Raw genomic sequence first — 19,578 nt, 5'->3', positions numbered from 1 at the left:
TTAAATAAGAATTTAGGTATTAATAGGGGTCTTGATGTCACACCAATGGGTGAGCGTGATGGAATTCCAATATCAATAGATGAACTAAATAAATTAAAGGCAATAGCAGAAAGAGCTAGAAGAAACGTTATAAAAATGCAATTTTACGACCACTCTATACATGTAGGGTCTTCTCTAAGTAGTATAGAGATTCTTACTACCCTTATATTTAGATATATAAGAGACGGTCAACAAAAGATAAATAAAGATTGGTTAATTCTAAGTAAAGGGCATGCGGCACCAGCGTTATATGCAGTCCTACATGAAAAAGGCTTGATTAAGGAAGAAGAATTATGGAAAATTCAAGCAATAGACGGCTTATTACAAGGACATCCTGAAATCTACATCCCCGGAGTTGACATGTCTACTGGTAGTTTAGGCCAAGGGTTAAGTTTTGGCATTGGGGTTGCTACTGGCATAAAGATGGCTAAAGGTAGCGGCAGAGTATTCGTAATAATGGGAGATGGGGAACAAGACGAAGGAGAAGTATGGGAAGCGGCAACTCATGCGGTTGCAAGAAATCTTGATAACCTTATAGCATTCATAGAAGTTAATGGTTACCAACTTGATGCGAAGACTTCAGAAGTAAAACCAAAGGATTTCTTACCGGACGTTTATAAGGCTATAGGTTGGAGAACGTTTTCATGTGACGGCCATGATATATTAAGTATAATTAATGCTGTAGAAGAAGCGTTAAAGGCAAGAAAACCTGCAGTAATTTTCGCTAAAACGCTTAGAGGTAAAGGTTTCACTCCAATTGAAAATACAAAAATACAGAGGGCGAATCCAGATGTTGCAAGGCAGTTTCTACTCAATACGTGAAGCATTTGGAAGGACGTTAGTAAAGCTTGGAGAAGAAGATAAGGACATCGTGGTAATTACTGCTGACGTTGGGGATTCTACTAGAGCTTCTTATTTTAGAGAAAAATTCCCTGATAGGTACTTTAACGTTGGTATTTCAGAGCAGGATATGGTAAATTTTGCCGCAGGCTTAGCAGCAGTTGGTAAAAAACCTGTTGTTGCGAATTTTGCAATGTTTACAATGAGGGCATGGGAGCAAATAAGGAACACCACTGGAAGAATGAACCTTAATGTTAAGTTTACTGTTACTCATGCTGGTTATAGTGATAGTGGAGATGGATCCAGTCATCAAGCTCTAGAAGATATAGCATTAATGCGGACTATACCTAATTTTAAAGTTGTAGTACCAGCAGATGCAGCAGAAGTCGAGAGAAGTCTTCCAGTTATTATCAAGGAACAAGGGCCTATATATTATAGAATGGGAAGAGAATATTCTCCATCAATAACTACTGGTATGGACTATAAATTTGAGATAGGCAAAGCTTACGTATTAAAAGATGGTGATGATTTAGCTATAATGGGAGCAGGAGTAGTACTATGGGACGCTTTAAAGGCTGCAGAGGAGCTCGAAAAGATGGGAATTTCTACTGCAGTAATTAACGTTCCAACGATTAAGCCTATTGATGAGAATACGATAGAGTATTATGCAAGGAAGACCGGTAGAATAGTCACAGTGGAAGAGCATACGATATACGGTGGAGTAGGTTCAGCGATAGCTGAAGTTGTGGTACAAAAATATCCAGTGCCTATGAGGTTTATCGGAAGCACTACTTTTGGTAGGTCTGCTAGGAGTCAAAGAGAATTATTGGATTATTATGGTATAAATGCTGAAAATATTATTAAGAAGGCTTTAGAGTTGATGAAATGAGCGAGCTTGAAGATTTAAGGAAAGAAATAGAAGAAATAGATGAAAATATAATAAAACTATTATCTAGGAGGTTTCAAATTTCGCAACAAATTGGGAAGATAAAAAAGGAGAAAGGAATTCCAATAACTGATGAGAATAGGGAATCTAAAGTTAAGGAAAAATGGATAACTTTAGCCAGAAAATATGGTATTCCAGAATCTTTCGTAGAATCCTTTTTAACAATGATTTTTTCTTATTCTAAATTATATCAAGTAAATCCCAAATATAAGAGGAGAATTGTAATTATTGGCTATGGCGGTATGGCTAGATCTTTATCGTCACTTTTCAAAATATCTGGGCAAGAAGTAGTTATAACTGGTAGAGATCTTAAAAAGGCTGAGGCTTTGTCCTCTGAGTTTAACTTCGTAACAATGAATGTTGAGTCTGCTTTAAGCTGGGGAGAAGTCATAATTTCTACATTACCTCCATCAGCGTATTTTTCGGATTTTATGAGCGAAATGTACAGGAAGATGAAAGCCAAAATTTTTATGGATATAACTTCATCTAAAGCCAAAATTTTTAAAGATATAGAAGATAAGTCAATAAAATATAATTTCATGTATTTATCTATTCATCCTCTTTTTGGTCCGTATTTATATCCTGTAGGGGAGAAAGTTGTTTTAATTCCATCTAAGACTTCAACTTCTATTGTAAGGGATATTTATGAGTTTTTTATGGATAACGGTTTAGTTCCTTTAATTTCTAGCTTAGAAGACCATGAAAAGGCAATGAGTGTAGTTCAAGTTTTACCTCATTTTTACTTATTAGCTTTATCATCTAGCATTCAAGAGCTTTCAAAAGAACTTGGAATAGATTTTAAAAAATTTGAAACTACGAATTTTAGAGAGGTATATAAAATTATTAACAGAATAAATGAAATTAAAAACGTCATATTAGAAATTCAAGAAAATAACCCTTATGCTGATAAGGCAAGAGAATTTGGAGTAAGAGAATTAAATAACCTATACACCCAATTAATGGGGAAGAAAAATGATGCTCTTCATTCTTAGGAACGATAGTTCAACCTTAAGGGAGAAGATTAAGGAAAGTTCAGCCTCTTATAAATTTCTAGACTTGTACGGAAAGAAGCTAGCGTTAGTATGGCCAGACGAGGAAGCAGAGAAAATTAATGATGATAGTATAGAAATGAAAGTTAAAACAAGGAAACCTTACATTTTAGCTAGCAATGAGTGGAAAAAAGAACCAACAAAAGTTAGCGTAAAAGACGTTGAAATAGGAGGGGATAAAATAGTAGTTGCTGCAGGCCCTTGTGCAGTAGAGTCGGAGGAGCAAGTTGAAACAGTAGCCAAAGCTGTTAAGAGGGCTGGTGCATCTTTATTAAGAGGAGGAGCATTTAAACCTAGGACAAGTCCTTACTCTTTTCAAGGCTTAGGAGAGGGTGGGCTAAAAATCTTGAGGAAAATTAGTGATGAAGTAGGATTACCTATAGTTACAGAAATAATGGATGCAAGAGATTTGCCTTTGTTCAAACAATACGATATAGACATGTTACAAATAGGTGCTAGAAACGCTCAAAACTTTACATTACTTAAAGAGGTAGGAAAATTTGGTAAGCCTGTTTTATTAAAGAGGGGTATGGCTAACACTGTGGAAGAATGGTTACAAAGTGCCGAATATTTATTATCAGAAGGTAATGGTAACGTTGTACTTTGTGAGAGGGGAATAAGAACCTTCGAGAAAGCTACTAGGTTCACGTTGGATATAGGTGGTATGGTTGCCGCAAAGATGATGACTCATTTACCAATGTGTGCAGACCCTAGCCATCCAGCAGGTAAAAGGGAGTTAGTTCACTCTTTAGCCTTAGCATCAGTAGCCGCTGGTGCGGATATGTTAATAATAGAGGTTCATCCTAATCCGGAAAAAGCGCTTAGTGATTCTGAGCAGCAATTAACTCCAGAATCTTTTGAGGTACTGATGAACAGAATCAAAGCATTGGCTAATGCATTAGGTAGATCTGCATGAGGAAAATATCTGAGGATATATGCTGTTCTAAAGTAGATGTTCTTGTAAATACTAGCTATAAGGATTTTTTAGATTCTCTCCAAGGTAAAAAAGCAATATTTTATTCAAAAAACTTGAGCATAGACTACAAGGGAGATCTTAATATACCCATAGAAGATGGAGAAAAAGCTAAAGACGTAAGTAACGTTCTAGATTTAGTAAAAGCACTTTATGATAATGGTTTTAACAGAGGAGATTACGTCATAGCTATAGGAGGAGGAACCGTTTTAGATCTAGTAGGTTTTGTATCTTCAATATATATGCGTGGCCTTAATTTAATTAATATTCCTACAACACTCTTGGGGATGGTTGATGCAGCAATTGGAGGTAAAAATGGAGTTAATTTTGGTAACACAAAGAACATTCTAGGAACTTTTTATCAACCTTCAGCAATTGTCATAGATTTAAATTTCATTAAAACTCTTCCAGAAGAGGAGATTAGAAAAGGTCTTGCTGAAGTGATAAAATACGGTCTAGTATTAGATAAGGAACTTTACGACTATCTTGCAATGAATGATAAGAAAATCTTGGAGAAAGATGAGGGAGCCCTTGAGGAAATAATTTACAAGTCAATTAAAGATAAACTGACTGTAGTAAAAGAGGACGAAAGAGAAACTAAAGGAATTAGAGTGGTTTTAAACTTTGGGCACACTATAGGTCATGCAATAGAGGCTGGGTCTAATTTTACTATACCTCATGGATATGCAATATCTGTAGGAATGGTTTGTGAGGCTAAAATTGCTGAAGAAATGGGTTATTCTGAAGAAGGAGTTGTAGAGGACACTTTATGGATACTTAGTCTTTACGGTTTGCCAATAACTCCAGAAAAACTTCCTTCTAAGTACTCAAAAGAACTAGCTTTAGCTTCAATAGAGAAGGATAAAAAAATCAGAAACGATGAGATTTTAATGCCATTTCCTACAAGGATAGGAGATTATAAAGTAGTTAAAGTTCCTATACAGACAGTTAAAGGGTTTGCCTCACAATGTTTATAGATTATTCAACAAAACTTTTCGGAATAATAGGTAAGAAAATTTCTTATACATTATCGCCTGCAATACATAATTATTCTTTTGAAAAGTTGGGAATAAATGCAGTTTATCTAGCTTTCGACATCGAAGAGGAAAAATTTGACCTGATAGTAAAAGGCTTACTTGAGGTTGGAGAAGGATTTAACGTTACAATACCTTATAAAGAGAAGATAATCCCATTACTTGAAGGATTAAGCAAAGAAGCAGAAGAAATCGGAGCAGTAAATACGATATTCAGGAAAAAAGGGTTTAATACAGATTATCTGGCAGTTAAAAGTTTAGTTTTAGAAAAAGGAGAAAAAATCGAGAAAAGTCTAATATTTGGAGCAGGAGGTGCAGCTAAAGCCGCATCATTCGCTTTAAGCTCATTAGGTTCTGAAATTTTCATAATTAATAGAACTAGAGATAAGGCTCAAGAGTTAGTTAATAGGCTAACCGAAAAGGGTTATTACGCTAAAGCTGTTGAATCATGCAACTTCAGCTATGATGCAGTAGTTAATTCAACACCTAATCCTTCTTATATTCCTGATGATTGTATTAAAGGAAAATTAGCAATTGAATTTGTTTACTCTCCTTTAAATACTGAGTTTTTAATTAAAGCTTCTGAGAAGGGGTTAAGAGTTATAAATGGCTTAGAAATTTTAGTAAGACAAGCCTTAGAGGCACAAAAGATTTGGTTTGGAAAGTCTTTAAATGACAAAGAAGTGGTGGATTTTCTATATGCCAGGAAACTCGTTAGGTAAAGCATTAACTATAACAACTTTTGGAGAAAGTCACGGTCCTGCAATAGGAGTCGTAATAGATGGAATTCCTGCAGGATTACCTTTAAGCAAGGAAGATATTGAATTTGAATTATCGTTTAGAAGGCCAGGAAAACTTTTTGTGTCAGGCAGAAGGGAAAAAGATGAACCGGAGATACTTAGCGGAATTTATAACGGAAGGACAACTGGAGCTCCAGTAGCAATAATAATAAGGAATACTGACGTTATATCTTCTCTATATGAAGAAGTTCATTACAAACCAAGGCCAGGACATGCAGATCTTCCTTACATTATGAAATACGGCTTTGAAAATTGGGACTATAGAGGTGGTGGTAGAGCTAGTGCAAGGGAAACTGCCACAAGAGTTGCTGCAGGGGCCATAGCAAAGAAGCTTTTAATGCTTACTAATACCGTAATAGCAGGACACTTAATTAGTTTAGGAAATGTTGAACTAGAAGAGAAAGTATCTTTTGAGGATATTCTTTGCTCTAAATATAGTCCAGTTAGGGCAAGTAAAAAATCCTTAGAAGAAAAATACGAGAAATTGCTTATGGAGGCAACAAAGGAAGGAGATAGCTATGGCGGAGTTGTAGAAATAGTTGTAAATAACCCACCTATAGGCCTTGGAGAGCCAGTATTCGATAAAATAAAAGCTGATTTGGCTAAGGCAGTAATGTCAATTCCTGCAGTAGTTGGTTTCGAATACGGTTTAGGATTTAAGGCAGCGCGTATGAGGGGTAGTGAAGCTAATGATGAAATTATATTAAAAGATGGTAAACTTGGTTGGAAATATAACAACGCCGGCGGAATCTTAGGAGGTTTAACAAATGGCGAGCAAATAATTTTAAGATGTGCTTTTAAGCCTACATCGTCAATAAGAAAACCTCAAAAAACTATAGATTTAAGGACTATGAAGGAGACGGAAATTTCAGTTATAGGTAGACACGATCCTGCAGTAGCAATTAGGGGAGTTGCGGTAGTAGAAGCAATGGTAGCATTAGTTTTGGCAGATCATGCAATAAGAGCTGGAATAATTCCTCAAGTTAGACTAGACGATAAGCAAGCCTCTCTCATTGAAGAAAATTGGAAGAGGTATGTTAACGCATGCAGGCCTACGGAGGGGTCTCAATAGTTAATGCTATACCTTCTTGGTATGGATCATCAATGGCAGTAAATTTGAAAGTAAATGTGGAAATTACTAAAGGAAAATATAATAGAGGAAGTAAGTTAATTTCCACTATCATAACGTATCTTAAGGAAAAGTTCAATTTAGAAGATTTCGACGTTAAAATAAACTCTGAGATTCCTCAAGAAAGTGGATTAAAAAGTAGTAGTGCAGTTTCTACAGCGTTGATTGGTGAAGTTAAGAGAAAATTTGGGTTAGATATAGACGTAGTTAAGTATTCTGCAATACTATCAATATTGGCAGGAATTTCTTACACTGGGGCACTGGATGACGCTGTTTCCGCATATTATGGAGGAATTTCTTACACATATAATAAGGAATTTAAAATTATTAAAAAATCCGAGCCACCTTCAGATATTTCAATAATTATATTGCCAAAAGGAGGAAGAGGTAAAGTTAATTTAAACAAATTAAGGGACTACGAGCTAATTTTCTATGAAATTTTTAAGTTATCATTATCAGATCCAATAACCGCAATGAAATATAATGGTATACTAGTTGGTGAAATTCTAGGTTATGATTTAAAACCCGTGAAAAAAGCTTTAGAGAAAGGGGCATTAGCTTCTGGAATATCTGGTAATGGGCCTTCAATATTTGCTGTTACAAAAGAAGGTGAGGAAGGGCCAATAATAGATGAATTTAACCTTTACGGTAAAGTAATATTAACAAAGGCTGTTAGACTTGAAAGCGAAGATAAGTAGCTCTTACATAGAAGGTAAGATAAGGGCGCCTCCATCAAAAAGTCTTGGAATTAGATTAATATTTCTCTCACTGTTGACAAAGGTTAATTTATATGCAAGCCGGGAGTTATCGGATGACCTTTTAGTAGCTAAAAATGCTGTAAATGCCTTAAAAAATGGTGAAAATTACGTATATTTAGGAGGCTCTGCAACTACATTAAGGATGCTAATTCCAATTGCATTAGCTTTAGGTAAGAAAATAAAAATTGATGGAGATGAGACTCTCAGGAGGAGGCCCTTAAATGCTATTATTAAGGCATTAAAGTCGGCAAAATTTTCATCAAATTCCTTACCCCTCATAATAGAAGGTAAGTTAGAAGAAGAAACAGTAATAGAAGGTTGGGAAAGCAGTCAATACATTTCTGGATTAATTTACGCATATCATATAATAGGAGGGGGTAAAATTAGAATAATACCTCCAATATCTTCGAAGAGCTATATAGAAATGACTATTGATCTCTTTAATAGAATTGGCTCTGACGTAAAATTTGAGGGGAATGAGATTTTAGTTAATCCTAGACCCCTAAGAGGTTATGAAGGAGAAATACCAGGAGATTATGCTTTAGCATCATTTTATGCATTGGCATCGTTACTAACTGGGGGAAGAATAGAGATATTTGGCCTTTATGATCCTCCAGAGTATTTCGGAGATCATAATATCGTAGAAATATTTTCTAATATGGGTGCAAAAAGTTATTATTCGAGTTCTTGGATTGTGGAATCTGCTGACGAATACTATCCAATAAAAATAAACGTTAATGACGTTCCAGATTTAGCTATTTCCATTGCCACATTATCGTCTGTTGCCAACGGATGCTCCGAAATACAAGGGATTGAAAGACTTAGAATAAAAGAAAGTGACAGGATTTCTACCATAATTTCTACATTGGGTGCATTTGGAGTTAGTGCAAAATATACAAATGATAATATTACAATTAAGGGCATTAAAAAGGAAAAAATTCTCAAAGGAAGCATTATATGCCCTTCTGATCATAGGATAGCTATGATGGCTGGAGTATTGTCACTAATACACGGAGGAGAAGTTGACAATGCTGAGTGTGTAAAAAAGAGTAATCCTCTCTTTTGGCAAGATTTAATAAAACTAGGAGGAAAAATATCTCTAGAATGAGACCGTTAATAGTAGCCTCTTTGCCTATTTATAAAGAAGATGACTTACTTAAGGCAAGGAATATTAAAGAAGCAGACATGATCGAGTTAAGACTAGATTATTCTCCAAAGCTAATTGAGCTTGAAAAAATAAAGGAAATCTTAGGTGATTTGAAAGGAAAGCTAATTTTAACAATTAGAGACGTAAATGAGGGAGGAGTATATAAAATTGCAGATGGTGAGAAAGCTAAGTATTTACAGGAAGCTAACGTAGAAGGTTTTATTTATGATGTAGAAGCTTCATTTTTAGAAAGATTTGACGTACCATTTAAAGGTAAAATTGTTTCTTCTCATTACTTTAATGAATTACCAAAATACGAAGAAGTAGAGAGAATAATTAAAAAATATGGTAATGACGCACTTTTTATAAAAATAGCTACTATTGGAAAAGGAGAATATAAGGAACTCTTAACTAAACTATTGAAATTTGATAAAATTGTAGTTTTACCAATGGGTGTAGATCCATTAGAAAGAATAGCACTAGGTATTCTTGGTTCGCGGTTAATCTACACTTTCGTTGAAGCACAGACTGCTCCAGGTCAGATGCACTATTCTAAGGCTTTCAAGATTATTTCTTGCTTATACGATTAGCCTTCTATTATCAGCTCGTCGTTTTTACCCACTTTTACTTGATAAATTTTAAGGGGTTTTTTAGAAGCTCCCTTAGTAGGTTTTCCATCCTTTATTGAAAAATGCGAAAAGTGACATTGGCAAACAATTTCTTCTCTAATAAGCACTCCATACTTTTCTAAATCGCAACCAAGGTGAGGACAATATGCATCAAAAGCTATATATTTATCTCCACCTAAATATAATAATACTATTTCTTTCTCTTCTCCGTTTATATTGGCTTTTATTTTAGTCTTCTCACCTATTTTCAGTTGAGGCTTTTTGATTTGCATATTTCTTCTTATTTAAGGCTCTCGGTAGAACTAAATAAACGCAAAGGTCTCCGCACATTGTACAAGATCCTGCTTCGAATTTCTTGTATTGCCTATATATCCTTCTAGCTCTTTCTTCATCGAAAGTTAACGAGAACATCTTTTGCCAATTAAGAGAAGCTCTAGCTTTGCTCATTTCAGTATCTAATTTTCTGGCTTTTTCTCCTAATTTTATTATGTCTCCAGTATGAGCTGCAATTTTAAACGCTATTAAACCATCTTTTACTTGTTCAGGAGTAGGTAAGGAAATATGTTCTGCAGGAGTTAAATAACATAACATATCTGCTCCATACGCTGCAGCTAACGCACCGCCTATAGCCCCTGCTATATGATCATATCCTGCAGCTATATCTGTAGGTAATATTCCAAGTACATAATAAGGAACTCCTCCAGTTAATTGTTTTTCAAGCTTTATATCCATTTCTATCTGATCTAATGGCATATGGCCTGGTCCTTCAATCATTACCTGAACTCCTTTCTCTATCGCTTTCTTAGCGAGTCTAGCATTAACTAATAATTCTCCTACGTGGAGCTCATCATGCGCATCATCTATTCCTCCAGGCCTTAATGCGTCTCCTAGACTTAATACAACGTCGTATTCTTTCGCCAATTCTAATAGATAATCAAAATTCGCATAAAGAGGATTTTCCTTTTCATTATATATTTCCCATGCGGCTAATATAGTCCCTCCTCTGCTTACTATTCCTGCAGTCCTCTTTTGCTCAGCAGCTTTCTTAGCTAGATCTAAAGTTACTCCAGTGTGTACAGTTACAAAGTCTACTCCATCTTTAAAGTGTTTTTCAATAACGTTAAACAAATCGTCTTCAGTAAAATCAATTACGTACTTTCTTTTTGTAACCATTTCGTAGTAAACCTGGTAAATTGGCACTGTACCTACTGGCATTTTTGCTTTCGCTAATACTTTCCTTCTCATTCCGTCTATGTCTCCTCCGTCAGTTAAATCCATTATTGTATCGGCACCGAATTTGTTAGCTATTTCAACCTTTTCCAACTCTTCATTTTCGTCGTAGTGATCTGTCGATGCGCCTAGATTAACATTAACTTTGGTAAATAAGCCTTCTCCTATTGCAGTATATCTTTCTAAATTTTGTCTCACAATATTCTTAAATATTACTACTTTCCCTTTAGCTACACGATCCCTAATTTTTTCTGGACTTTCTCCTTCTAGTTTGGCTACGATTTTCATTTCCGCCGTAACGTTTCCGCTTTTAGCTTCAGTAATTTGAGTTGCCATATATAAGTCACTTAATAAGTTACTTATAATCCTTACGGTGTTACATCATGGACGAAGAGATAAGGTTTTATAATGTTAAAACAGTATATACATATAGAGGTGAAAACATACGTCAGAAATTAAGGAGATTAGCAGATCAAAAATTGATTATAGAATTGTTGAGATTGCACAGAGTTCTCCAAGTACTGAAGTAGAAGCTACAGTTATTTTAAATGTTCCGCCATCAGAGGACGTATTAAAGTCCTTCGAGAATGTAAAAGTAGAGAAAGTTTTCAATTTTATGCAGACAATTAAAATAAGAGGAAAAGCAAAGGACGTGCTTTCAATAGCTAGTAAAGACTTCGTAACATATATAATGCTTGACGAAATTATAGTTAAGAGCGAAGAGTGGATTTAAGGGATTGGCAAATAAAATTAAAAGACAAAGTTTTAGATTCGTTGAAAAGAGGATTTTTAGTTGCTTTAAATTCTCCCACTGGTAGTGGTAAAACATTATTTTCTTTGGTTGTTGGTACTGAATTTAAGGGTAAGGTAGCTTATATTGTAAGAACGCATAACGAATACTATCCAGTATATAGAGAAAGCAAAAGGCTAGGTAAAAGTTTTTCATTTCTAGTAAGTAAAGCGCTTGCTTGTCCATTTTCTACTGCTGATGTAAATCCAGAAGATATAAAATGTTCAAGTTGTGATATATTTTCTAGTATTCCAATAAAGGTCGACGATTATCCTTTTTCTTTTCTTTCAAAGTTAAAGAAAGAGGGAGAAGAGGAGGGATTTTGCCCATATTATTCATTACTAGATTCTTTATCTAATTCTGACGTAATAGTTCTAACTTACCCATATTTTTTCATACCTAGATTGAGAGAAGCATTAGGATTAGATTTTTCACAATATGTTGTGGTTGTGGATGAAGCTCATAATTTAGATAGATTAAATGAGCTTGAAGAGAGAAAACTAAATTTAACAATAATTGATAGAGCAATTTCTCAGATTTCAAATACTACTGTAATAGAGATACTAAGAAGATTAAAAGAAGAAGTTAAGAAGAAAGTGTTATCTGAGGAAAAATATATTCTAGTACAAGACTATCCTAAGCTTACAGACGATGAGCTAGAAATAATAAAAGAAGAGTACGAAGCTTTAAGAGAAAAAATGATAAAAGAAAAGCGAATAAAACAGATTTATTTGAATAATATAATAAAATTCTATGAAACTGAAGGGAAAGTGTTCTCCTACAAAGGAAGTCTAGTAAAAAAGCCTATAACACCAGAAAAGTACATTTCAATACTTAATGATCCGAGTCTTTCAGTAATTTTAATGTCTGGAACTTTACAATCAAAAGAATTCTTACGTAATGTACTCGGGATAACTAGGCAGATAGAATATATCGATACTGAAAAAGAAATGAAGAAAAAACTAAGTGGCACTATAGATTGCATTCTGGCTCTTGATGTAACCTCTGCTTATAGTTTAAGAACTAAAGAGATGTGGAAGAAGTACGCTTCGTATATTTTAAAAATATTTTACCAAGCGAAAGGCTACGTATTAGCCGTATTCCCTAGCTATTCATTAATGAATGAAGTTATGAAGCTAGTTAATTTGCCAAAGCTTGTTGAAGATGAGAAAACAAGTCTAGAGGATGTATATAAACTGAAAGAGAAGTCTATTATTGCAGCAGTAGCAAGAGGTAAGCTTTCTGAAGGAATTGAACTTACTAAGGACGGTAAAAGTTTAATTTCAGACGTAGTACTAGTAGGAATACCTTATCCTGCAGTAGACGATTACCTTAAATTGCAAGCAGAGGAGATTTCAAAAATTACAGGGCAGGACGTTAAGGATTTGCTTATAAATACTACAGCACTTATAGCTGTAAAACAAGCAATAGGTAGGGCAATTAGAAGTGTAAATGATAGGGCAAATGTTTGGTTATTGGATAAAAGATACGATAGCATAATGTGGAAAACTAAGATTAATTGTTTAAATCCCAAAAAGATTAAGCTATAACCATGAAAGTGGAAATTTTTACTCACAAAAATTGCACGGAATGTAATCTACTTTTAGAGTATTTAGATCAAAAAGGGCTACTAGGAAGAGTTCAAATAATAGATACAGAACTTTATCCTTTCTTAGCATTAGAAAGAGGAGTAATTTCAACACCTTCAGTTTTTATAGATGGAAAACTAGTTTATGCTGGTACAGTAGATTTTCAAGAATTTGAGAAGCTACTTCAAGGAGAGAAGATAGTAAAGAAAATAAATAAGGATGAATTAGTGGACAAGCTAATGTATGGAATAGTTGATTCTTTTGCTGCTACAGCATGGCTTTACGTGAATTTAGATTTCGACTCTTTCATGGCTCAAAAAGATTTTGTAATGGCAGTAACAGGTCTAGTATTTTCAGAGGATGCAGAAGAGCTATATAACTATTTGAGAAATTTAATGATAAAAAATGGGTTAGAGTATGTAAAGAAATGGGAAGATAAAATGCTAAGAAATATTTCCTCAAACTTTGTTAGGGAGATCTATTGGCTCTATGGCTCAAAACTCTCATTAGAGCAAATTAAGGCAAAATATCCATTAGAAGTCTTTGCGCATTGGCTCATGGTTAGAGGGGGATCCACAGGGAGAGTCGGATTAAGAATACATCCATTAACAGAAAAGGATACTATGGAGAGAATTTCAAAGGCTTATATGTACATGATAAATAATTATGATCAGTTATGGGAGAAAGTAGAGAAAGAACAAAAATCTTTGAAAAGTATAGAAGTTGAAAGAAAAGCTATACTTTAGTAACATTTAAAAATTTCGAAACAAAGTAATTCACATGCAACAGCTAGATCTTAGAAATAAGTCTTGCGAGGAATTTATTGTCGAACTATCTAAATATTTAGTCTCAATGAAAGCTGGAGAAACAATAACACTCCTTGCAGAAAAGGATAGAGTCCTATGCCTTCATCAACTTTTACGAAATGCTCCAAGATATCTCTTCAATTACGAAGATAAAGAGGATCATGTTGTAATAAATATAAAGAGATTAAGATAAGCAAATTTTGTTAGTGTCTAATTTTACATTTATATTCCTTTCTTTTAGATACTCTATAACATAGAAACTTAACTTGCTATTAATTCCTAACTCTTCTAGCTCAATGCATTGTTCCTCATTCAATTTTTCTCTAATTATATCTTCATTTTCCCTTAATATTGTAAATAAAGCATATATATTATCTTTTTCCTCAATTATCTTCTCTGCATTAGATATCTCAGGAATTGCAGTTAGAACGTCAGAAAGTTTCTTAAGTATTGCATCATCTTTGTTTAATTCATTAATTAAGCTGTCTATAACTTCTATTTTATTTTTTATGTTGCTTAATTTACTTATTTTCCAAATTTTTTCTAGCTCATTTTTTATATTATTTAAGTATTCATTCATTATTATAAGTAACTGATTAGATTCTCTCTCTATATTTTTAATATCAGATAACAAAATTTCCTTTCCATAATATTCGTTTAATTTTCTAGCTATCTCCAGTTTTCTATTTTCGAATCCATAAAATTCCAACTTAGTTAATATGTCCCTATCGTAGTTTACGCATTGATTAACGTACGTGAGTACGTTATTCTTTTTTAGATAATCTATAGCACTCACTATTGATGAGTATTCAGTAATGTAAAATCTATTTAGTTTTATTCCGGAGATTTTTTCTATAGAGTCTATTATGGAATTAATTTCAGATACTCCTACCGATATATTCTTATTAATAGTGGATAAAATCTTCTGTATTTTGTCTATGTCATCTTCTGATAGCATAATTTTCTCTGATGGAATACTTATTTCCTCCAAATTTATTCCATTTTTCTTTAATTCTTTTATTACATTATTATATTCGATTACGGTATTAAAGATGTATTGTGAAAGTTTATCTTCAATATTTTTCTTAGCCGATATAAACTCATTATAAATAGAATTTATACAGTCTAATGATTTACATTGATCAGCTTTTTTACTAATTTCAAGTATACTTTTTTCGTCTTCTGCAATTATATTACTTAAGCTGTCTTCCAATTCTGCATAGCTTCTAATCCTTCCTAAACTTATTATACTGCTATCTATTTCCTTTTTAATTAAAGATAGTTCCTCCTGAGTTTTCTCTTTCATCTGTTTTCTTATTTTTAATTCATAAAATCCAGTAAAAATAGTATTAACAATCGCAGCAACAATTATTGTATAAATAAGATTTAAAGGAATAGGATGAGGTAACGGCGTTAAATAAAATAATGTAGATAATCCAATAAAACTAAATATGATTCCTGATATACTAATTAATTGCTTTAAGCTGAATAGTATGGATGCAATGACTAAACTTATAATTCCTAATAGGATATAATAATAAAAAAGGACATTAGTAGAATACATTATAGCATCAAAATGATCGAATATTATGAAAAATAGAGGTAGACTAGATAAAACGTTAGCAGTCAGATTTCTTTTTTCAGCTATTCCTGATAATAATAATAGTGAACTTATAGGAAAGCCAATTATTGCTTCTGAAGACATAAAGCCTTGCATTGATCCATACTTTATCTCAATTAATATTGGTACCAAAATATTAAGAATTATTATGGATATAATTTCTATCATTCCAGATAATTGATTTAAATTCAATTCTGTATGTGCTAAGTATATTGTAAATAAAATAGTTAATGCGGGGGATACGATCTCTGGTAAAAAGAATGAGATTACTGCAACCACAGATATAATTTCAAGGTTATAGTTATAAATGAAATGCAAATTTAATGATAAAATATAGACTAGAATGGAATTTAGTATCATCAATATAATTTTTTCGTATAAGTTATAGTAATTTGAAGTTAATTTTATAAATGGGTCCCTAATTGACATTTCTAAATAATGATTATTTAGAAAGGATTAATAAAGTCATATAGAATCTAAATTATGATTTAAGGTAAAAATTGAGGTAAAACGCATTCAAAATTTTTCCTATATGCTCAATAATATGGTATAGATATAATACGCTTCTAGATTCAACTTAGAAAGAAATAAAAATAACTACTAAGTAAGTATAGTTATGAGTTCGTTAACTTATTTAAAAAAGTATGAATTGCCACCTCTACCTTATAACTTAGATGCATTAGAACCATACATAAGTAAAGAAATAATAGATGTGCACTACAATGGTCATCATAGAGGTTATGTTAATGGAGCTAATTCCTTTGTTGACAGGGTAAACAAAATTCTAAAAGGTGAAATATCCTCAGGACAATACGATATACAAGGCCTATTAAGAGGATTGGTATTCAATATAAACGGACATAAGTTACACTCACTATATTGGCAAAACATGGCTCCAGCAGGTAAAGGTGGAGGTAAACCTGGTGGAGTAATAGGAGACTTAATAGAGAAGCAATACGGTAGTTTTGAGAAATTTAAAGCATTGTTTACCGAGGCAGCAAATTCGTTGCCAGGCACTGGTTGGACTGTTCTCTATTATGAAGTAGAAAATGGAAACTTACAAATAATGACTTTTGAGAATCACTTTCAAAACCATATAGCAGAGCTACCAATTTTACTAATATTGGACGAGTTCGAACACGCTTACTACTTGCAATACAAGAACAAGAGAGCAGATTATGTTAATAATTGGTGGAACTTAGTCAACTGGGACTTTGCCGATAAAAAACTTCAACAGTACATGAAAAAGTAAGTTTTTTTACATCCTAACCTTTAATATATTATGGTTTCTGCAATTATTTTGGCTGGAGGATACGCTACAAGACTTAGGCCCTTAAGCTTAACTAAACCTAAGGCATTATTTCCGGTTTTAGGTAAGCCTATTTTAGATTATATCTTAGAAGGATTAGAGAATGCAGGAATTCATAATGTTTATCTTTCGTTAAGGGTGATGGCTGATAAAATACTATCTCATGTAGACGGAAAAAACATTACACCTATAATTGAAAAAGAACCTCTAGGAGATGCGGGAGCTTTAAAATTTGTCTCTACACAAGCAAAGCTCGATGATGTAGTTATTGTAATATATGGCGATATTTATACTGAAGTTAATTTTTTAGATCTACTTAAATTCCACGCTCAAAGTGAATGTCCAGTAACTCTTTTAGCAACTAAAGTTGATAATCCTAGAAGATATGGAGTCTTACTTACAGAAAATAATAAATTAATTGATATTATAGAGAAGCCATCTAATCCTATTTCTAATTTAATAAATGGTGGAGTTTACGTATTTAATAAGGATATATTGAACTTTATACAAGGTCCATCAATAAGCAGAAACTTTTTGCCAAAAATTCTAGAGAAGTATTGCGTTTCAGTTTATAAGTACGACGGAATATGGGCCGATATAGGAACTCCTTATGATTATATGAAACTTAACTTCGAATTGCTAGGAAAAAGATTTCCAAGAGGGTATATATCAAATACTGCAACAGTATCCGAAAGAACTACATTAACTCCGCCTTATTTTATTTCAGACGGAGTTATTATATATGAAGACTCGTATATTGATTCTAATTCAATAATAGGCAAAGGTTCTGTAGTTAAAAATGGTGTTTATATTGGAGAATCATTACTCATGGAAAATGTATTTGTAAATGAAAATAGCTTCATAAAAGGTTCGATAATTGCTGATAAATGTAAGATCGGTAAGTGGAATCATATAAGGGAGGAAACAATATTTGGGGAAGAAGTAATAACTTATGACGGTATTTTAATTAATAAAAAGAACATTATATTACCTAATAAGGAAGTAACAGAACCTATATACGAGGAGGATAAGATAATATTATGATATTAGACGAAATTATAGATGAGTTATCTTACGATTTAAAGCAGAGAAAAATAATAAACATTTGTGTAGGTACATCTTATACTGCAGTAATTTTAGACGATCAAAGCATGGGAGTATCCCATACTATAGCAGAAGGCGAAGTAGACTATGCTGGGGAAATAATTGGAAAAAACGCTTACGATGTAGCAGTTGATGTGGATAATCCATTAAAAAGGAGTATTTCTGTCGCTATATTAAATTCCATATCAACTGGCAAGCTAACAAGTGGTGATCCCCTAACTTTATATTCTGGAGGGAAGGTTTGTGCGTTCGGATACTATCCTTATATTTCCGCTGGCAATTTTTCCAGTGTAGTCTTATACGACTTTTCTACGCAACCTCAAAATAACGCCAAACCTTTTTCACAATTTAATGGCGAAACGTGTGACGTAGCTGTTATTTTCGGTTCAGCACTTATAAATAATACTATAGATAAAATAGTCAAAAACGTAAAAGCAGACCACTTGATTTTAACTGGAATATCATCTGTAGAAGCAGTTTCTACACTTAAAAAATATGGGTTTGAAGCTATTGGCAAAATAGTTCCAGTTGATCAATATAGAGCATTTAGGACTATTTGTGAAGGAGGAAGTGCAAAACAGCTATCAAAATATGTTACAAAAATGTATTTAAAAATATGAGAATTTGATTTCTTCAATTTTTTCGTAGCATTTCCCATCTTTAAAGTACTTGCATTGGGCTTGCTTTGAAAATTCTATTCTTAAATCTGAGTAAGGTCCTTTTTCGTTTGTCCTTATCAAATCTTGTAATTTTATTAATGCTATAGAAATTCTTGCTAGTACTCTAGGATCTGAGGAGCCTGCAAATGCACAGTTTATTGCTTTTTTAGCGAAATCTGCAGATTTTTCTTCTCCAGTAATTGCCCAATACCTAGCAAAGAATATCCCTGCTTCTGAGTTAGCTAAAGGCTCTAAGAAAGTAATTTTACTTAATTCATCTTTTATCAGTGTGTCTCTAAATCCTTTCTCGTGAGAAAGATTGTTTATAATAAAATCGTAAATTTTTTTAGCATAATTCAAGTATGTATCATTTAAGGTATTTTCATATTGTGTGAGTAATGCATTGCCTGCCATTACTTCGTCAATCAATAAGCCTTTATTCTGTTTTCTGGTACTTCTATAAACTATTCCGTCATCGCCTATTAATTGTAATAGATCTTCCACTTTCCTTAGTCCATATATTGTGTAGAAGGAAATTTCAGTTGTATATGTTGAGTTAGCATTTATTGTTTTCTTTCTACCAAGAAGAAATTCAGAAATTTCATTTAACGGTTTAATGACTTTTTCAGCTTTACTATAATCCTTGTTTATACTTGAAATAAACTTGTAAAACTCTATCATTCTAAAGTCTGCAGGATAAGATGCAAGTAATGCGTCCATTACGTCATATATTATTTCTTTTCCAACCTCCACTGGTTCAGGTATAAATTCGGATAGTCTTTCTCCTTTATATCCCTTGTAATAAGCCTCAACTATTTCTCTTAGTCTTGCTTCTATTTCTTTAACATCTGTAGATTCTATAACTCCCATAATTCCTAAGTCTGGAGATAAAATTGATAATGTAGGAATCATACCTCTGGTTAATCTGTTTAGGTATTCTGGATACTCCAAACCATTAATTTCTTCTATCATTAGCCTCTTTGAAATGGGCAATTCTTTAATTTTCTTAATAAGTTCGTCACACTCCTTGCAATTATCTGCAGTAAAGAATACTCCTAGGGGCTTGTCATAAAACTTTAAATCAGAGATCAATTTTTCGGATATCATCAATACCGTAATCTTTATT

General features: G+C 33.1%; 20 protein-coding genes. 16 read left to right on the top strand and 4 right to left on the bottom strand.

What is annotated here, in order from left to right:
- The first annotated feature begins 45 nt into the window (after window positions 1-45).
- Genes D1866_RS01010 through D1866_RS00965 form a run of 10 tightly spaced genes read left to right on the top strand, consistent with a single transcriptional unit; the run spans window position 46 to window position 9,305 of the window.
- Window positions 46-861 (top strand): transketolase, encoded by an 816-nt coding sequence (locus tag D1866_RS01010; RefSeq protein WP_152940788.1) that lies wholly within the window; start codon window positions 46-48, stop codon window positions 859-861.
- Window positions 830-1,768, top strand: coding sequence for a transketolase family protein (locus tag D1866_RS01005; RefSeq protein ID WP_152940786.1), 939 nt, complete (start codon window positions 830-832; stop codon window positions 1,766-1,768). The genes D1866_RS01010 and D1866_RS01005 overlap by 32 nt, the downstream gene beginning before the upstream one ends.
- Window positions 1,765-2,817, top strand: coding sequence for a chorismate mutase (locus tag D1866_RS01000; protein WP_152940784.1), 1,053 nt, complete (start codon window positions 1,765-1,767; stop codon window positions 2,815-2,817). Before D1866_RS01005 ends, D1866_RS01000 begins: the two co-directional genes overlap by 4 nt.
- Window positions 2,801-3,790, top strand: coding sequence for a 3-deoxy-7-phosphoheptulonate synthase (aroF, locus tag D1866_RS00995; protein WP_420809241.1), 990 nt, complete (start codon window positions 2,801-2,803; stop codon window positions 3,788-3,790). The genes D1866_RS01000 and aroF overlap by 17 nt, the downstream gene beginning before the upstream one ends.
- A complete protein-coding gene (aroB, locus tag D1866_RS00990; RefSeq protein WP_152940779.1) occupies window positions 3,787-4,824 on the top strand; it encodes a 3-dehydroquinate synthase in 1,038 nt (345 codons plus the stop codon). The genes aroF and aroB overlap by 4 nt, the downstream gene beginning before the upstream one ends.
- The gene (locus D1866_RS00985; RefSeq protein ID WP_152940777.1) at window positions 4,815-5,603 is read left to right on the top strand and encodes a shikimate dehydrogenase family protein; all 789 of its coding nucleotides are present in this window, start codon (window positions 4,815-4,817) and stop codon (window positions 5,601-5,603) included. The genes aroB and D1866_RS00985 overlap by 10 nt, the downstream gene beginning before the upstream one ends.
- A complete protein-coding gene (gene aroC, locus D1866_RS00980; RefSeq protein ID WP_152940775.1) occupies window positions 5,581-6,753 on the top strand; it encodes a chorismate synthase in 1,173 nt (390 codons plus the stop codon). The genes D1866_RS00985 and aroC overlap by 23 nt, the downstream gene beginning before the upstream one ends.
- On the top strand, window positions 6,726-7,508 hold the full coding sequence (locus D1866_RS00975) for a shikimate kinase (protein WP_152940772.1): 783 nt from the start codon (window positions 6,726-6,728) through the stop codon (window positions 7,506-7,508). Before aroC ends, D1866_RS00975 begins: the two co-directional genes overlap by 28 nt.
- Window positions 7,489-8,676 carry a 3-phosphoshikimate 1-carboxyvinyltransferase gene (locus tag D1866_RS00970; protein WP_152940770.1) on the top strand — a complete coding sequence of 396 codons (1,188 nt, stop codon included), beginning with the start codon at window positions 7,489-7,491 and terminating at the stop codon, window positions 8,674-8,676. The genes D1866_RS00975 and D1866_RS00970 overlap by 20 nt, the downstream gene beginning before the upstream one ends.
- Window positions 8,673-9,305, top strand: a complete 633-nt coding sequence (locus D1866_RS00965; protein WP_152940768.1) for a type I 3-dehydroquinate dehydratase — start codon at window positions 8,673-8,675, stop codon at window positions 9,303-9,305. Before D1866_RS00970 ends, D1866_RS00965 begins: the two co-directional genes overlap by 4 nt.
- Here the strand turns inward: D1866_RS00965 and D1866_RS00960 are convergent.
- Entirely contained in the window at window positions 9,302-9,616 is a 315-nt protein-coding gene (locus D1866_RS00960) for a Rieske (2Fe-2S) protein (protein WP_152940766.1), read from the bottom strand. The genes D1866_RS00965 and D1866_RS00960 overlap by 4 nt on opposite strands.
- Window positions 9,582-10,910, bottom strand: coding sequence for a phosphomethylpyrimidine synthase ThiC (gene thiC / locus D1866_RS00955; RefSeq protein WP_152940764.1), 1,329 nt, complete (start codon window positions 10,908-10,910; stop codon window positions 9,582-9,584). The genes D1866_RS00960 and thiC overlap by 35 nt, the downstream gene beginning before the upstream one ends.
- Window positions 10,911-11,297: 387 nt before the next feature.
- Here thiC and D1866_RS00945 point away from each other — a divergent pair, with 387 nt between their 5' ends.
- Genes D1866_RS00945 through D1866_RS00935 form a run of 3 tightly spaced genes read left to right on the top strand, consistent with a single transcriptional unit; the run spans window position 11,298 to window position 13,952 of the window.
- Window positions 11,298-12,914, top strand: coding sequence for a helicase C-terminal domain-containing protein (locus tag D1866_RS00945; protein WP_155860985.1), 1,617 nt, complete (start codon window positions 11,298-11,300; stop codon window positions 12,912-12,914).
- Between the two features lie 2 nt (window positions 12,915-12,916).
- Window positions 12,917-13,699, top strand: a complete 783-nt coding sequence (locus D1866_RS00940; RefSeq protein ID WP_152940759.1) for a thioredoxin family protein — start codon at window positions 12,917-12,919, stop codon at window positions 13,697-13,699.
- Between the two features lie 34 nt (window positions 13,700-13,733).
- On the top strand, window positions 13,734-13,952 hold the full coding sequence (locus tag D1866_RS00935) for a sulfurtransferase TusA family protein (RefSeq protein ID WP_013776004.1): 219 nt from the start codon (window positions 13,734-13,736) through the stop codon (window positions 13,950-13,952).
- Here the strand turns inward: D1866_RS00935 and D1866_RS00930 are convergent.
- Window positions 13,944-15,809, bottom strand: coding sequence for a hypothetical protein (locus D1866_RS00930; protein ID WP_152940757.1), 1,866 nt, complete (start codon window positions 15,807-15,809; stop codon window positions 13,944-13,946). The genes D1866_RS00935 and D1866_RS00930 overlap by 9 nt on opposite strands.
- A 187-nt stretch (window positions 15,810-15,996) precedes the next feature.
- On the opposite strand from D1866_RS00930, the gene D1866_RS00925 reads away from it, so the two are divergent.
- Genes D1866_RS00925 through D1866_RS00915 form a run of 3 tightly spaced genes read left to right on the top strand, consistent with a single transcriptional unit; the run spans window position 15,997 to window position 18,413 of the window.
- The gene (locus D1866_RS00925) at window positions 15,997-16,632 is read left to right on the top strand and encodes a superoxide dismutase (RefSeq protein WP_152940755.1); all 636 of its coding nucleotides are present in this window, start codon (window positions 15,997-15,999) and stop codon (window positions 16,630-16,632) included.
- A 30-nt stretch (window positions 16,633-16,662) separates the two neighbouring features.
- Complete coding sequence (locus D1866_RS00920) at window positions 16,663-17,733, top strand: nucleotidyltransferase family protein (protein WP_152940752.1); 1,071 nt, start codon at window positions 16,663-16,665, stop codon at window positions 17,731-17,733.
- A complete protein-coding gene (locus tag D1866_RS00915) occupies window positions 17,730-18,413 on the top strand; it encodes a Rossmann-like domain-containing protein (protein WP_152940750.1) in 684 nt (227 codons plus the stop codon). The genes D1866_RS00920 and D1866_RS00915 overlap by 4 nt, the downstream gene beginning before the upstream one ends.
- Here D1866_RS00915 and D1866_RS00910 read toward each other — a convergent pair.
- A complete protein-coding gene (locus D1866_RS00910; protein ID WP_152940748.1) occupies window positions 18,402-19,559 on the bottom strand; it encodes a hypothetical protein in 1,158 nt (385 codons plus the stop codon). The genes D1866_RS00915 and D1866_RS00910 overlap by 12 nt on opposite strands.
- Between the last annotated feature and the right edge of the window lie 19 nt (window positions 19,560-19,578).

This window comes from Acidianus ambivalens, from assembly GCF_009729015.1.
GTDB lineage: Archaea > Thermoproteota > Thermoprotei_A > Sulfolobales > Sulfolobaceae > Acidianus > Acidianus ambivalens.
This window is presented reverse-complemented; position numbering and strand designations above follow the sequence as displayed.

Coding starts and splice junctions, on each gene's coding strand:
- D1866_RS01010 (WP_152940788.1), top strand. CDS start 46: ATGGGTGAGCGTGATGGAATTCCAATATCAATAGATGAACTAAATAAA.
- D1866_RS01005 (WP_152940786.1), top strand. CDS start 830: ATGTTGCAAGGCAGTTTCTACTCAATACGTGAAGCATTTGGAAGGACG.
- D1866_RS01000 (WP_152940784.1), top strand. CDS start 1,765: ATGAGCGAGCTTGAAGATTTAAGGAAAGAAATAGAAGAAATAGATGAA.
- aroF (WP_420809241.1), top strand. CDS start 2,801: ATGCTCTTCATTCTTAGGAACGATAGTTCAACCTTAAGGGAGAAGATT.
- aroB (WP_152940779.1), top strand. CDS start 3,787: ATGAGGAAAATATCTGAGGATATATGCTGTTCTAAAGTAGATGTTCTT.
- D1866_RS00985 (WP_152940777.1), top strand. CDS start 4,815: ATGTTTATAGATTATTCAACAAAACTTTTCGGAATAATAGGTAAGAAA.
- aroC (WP_152940775.1), top strand. CDS start 5,581: ATGCCAGGAAACTCGTTAGGTAAAGCATTAACTATAACAACTTTTGGA.
- D1866_RS00975 (WP_152940772.1), top strand. CDS start 6,726: ATGCAGGCCTACGGAGGGGTCTCAATAGTTAATGCTATACCTTCTTGG.
- D1866_RS00965 (WP_152940768.1), top strand. CDS start 8,673: ATGAGACCGTTAATAGTAGCCTCTTTGCCTATTTATAAAGAAGATGAC.
- D1866_RS00960 (WP_152940766.1), bottom strand. CDS start 9,616: ATGCAAATCAAAAAGCCTCAACTGAAAATAGGTGAGAAGACTAAAATA.
- thiC (WP_152940764.1), bottom strand. CDS start 10,910: ATGGCAACTCAAATTACTGAAGCTAAAAGCGGAAACGTTACGGCGGAA.
- D1866_RS00940 (WP_152940759.1), top strand. CDS start 12,917: ATGAAAGTGGAAATTTTTACTCACAAAAATTGCACGGAATGTAATCTA.
- D1866_RS00935 (WP_013776004.1), top strand. CDS start 13,734: ATGCAACAGCTAGATCTTAGAAATAAGTCTTGCGAGGAATTTATTGTC.
- D1866_RS00930 (WP_152940757.1), bottom strand. CDS start 15,809: ATGTCAATTAGGGACCCATTTATAAAATTAACTTCAAATTACTATAAC.
- D1866_RS00925 (WP_152940755.1), top strand. CDS start 15,997: ATGAGTTCGTTAACTTATTTAAAAAAGTATGAATTGCCACCTCTACCT.
- D1866_RS00920 (WP_152940752.1), top strand. CDS start 16,663: ATGGTTTCTGCAATTATTTTGGCTGGAGGATACGCTACAAGACTTAGG.
- D1866_RS00915 (WP_152940750.1), top strand. CDS start 17,730: ATGATATTAGACGAAATTATAGATGAGTTATCTTACGATTTAAAGCAG.
- D1866_RS00910 (WP_152940748.1), bottom strand. CDS start 19,559: ATGATATCCGAAAAATTGATCTCTGATTTAAAGTTTTATGACAAGCCC.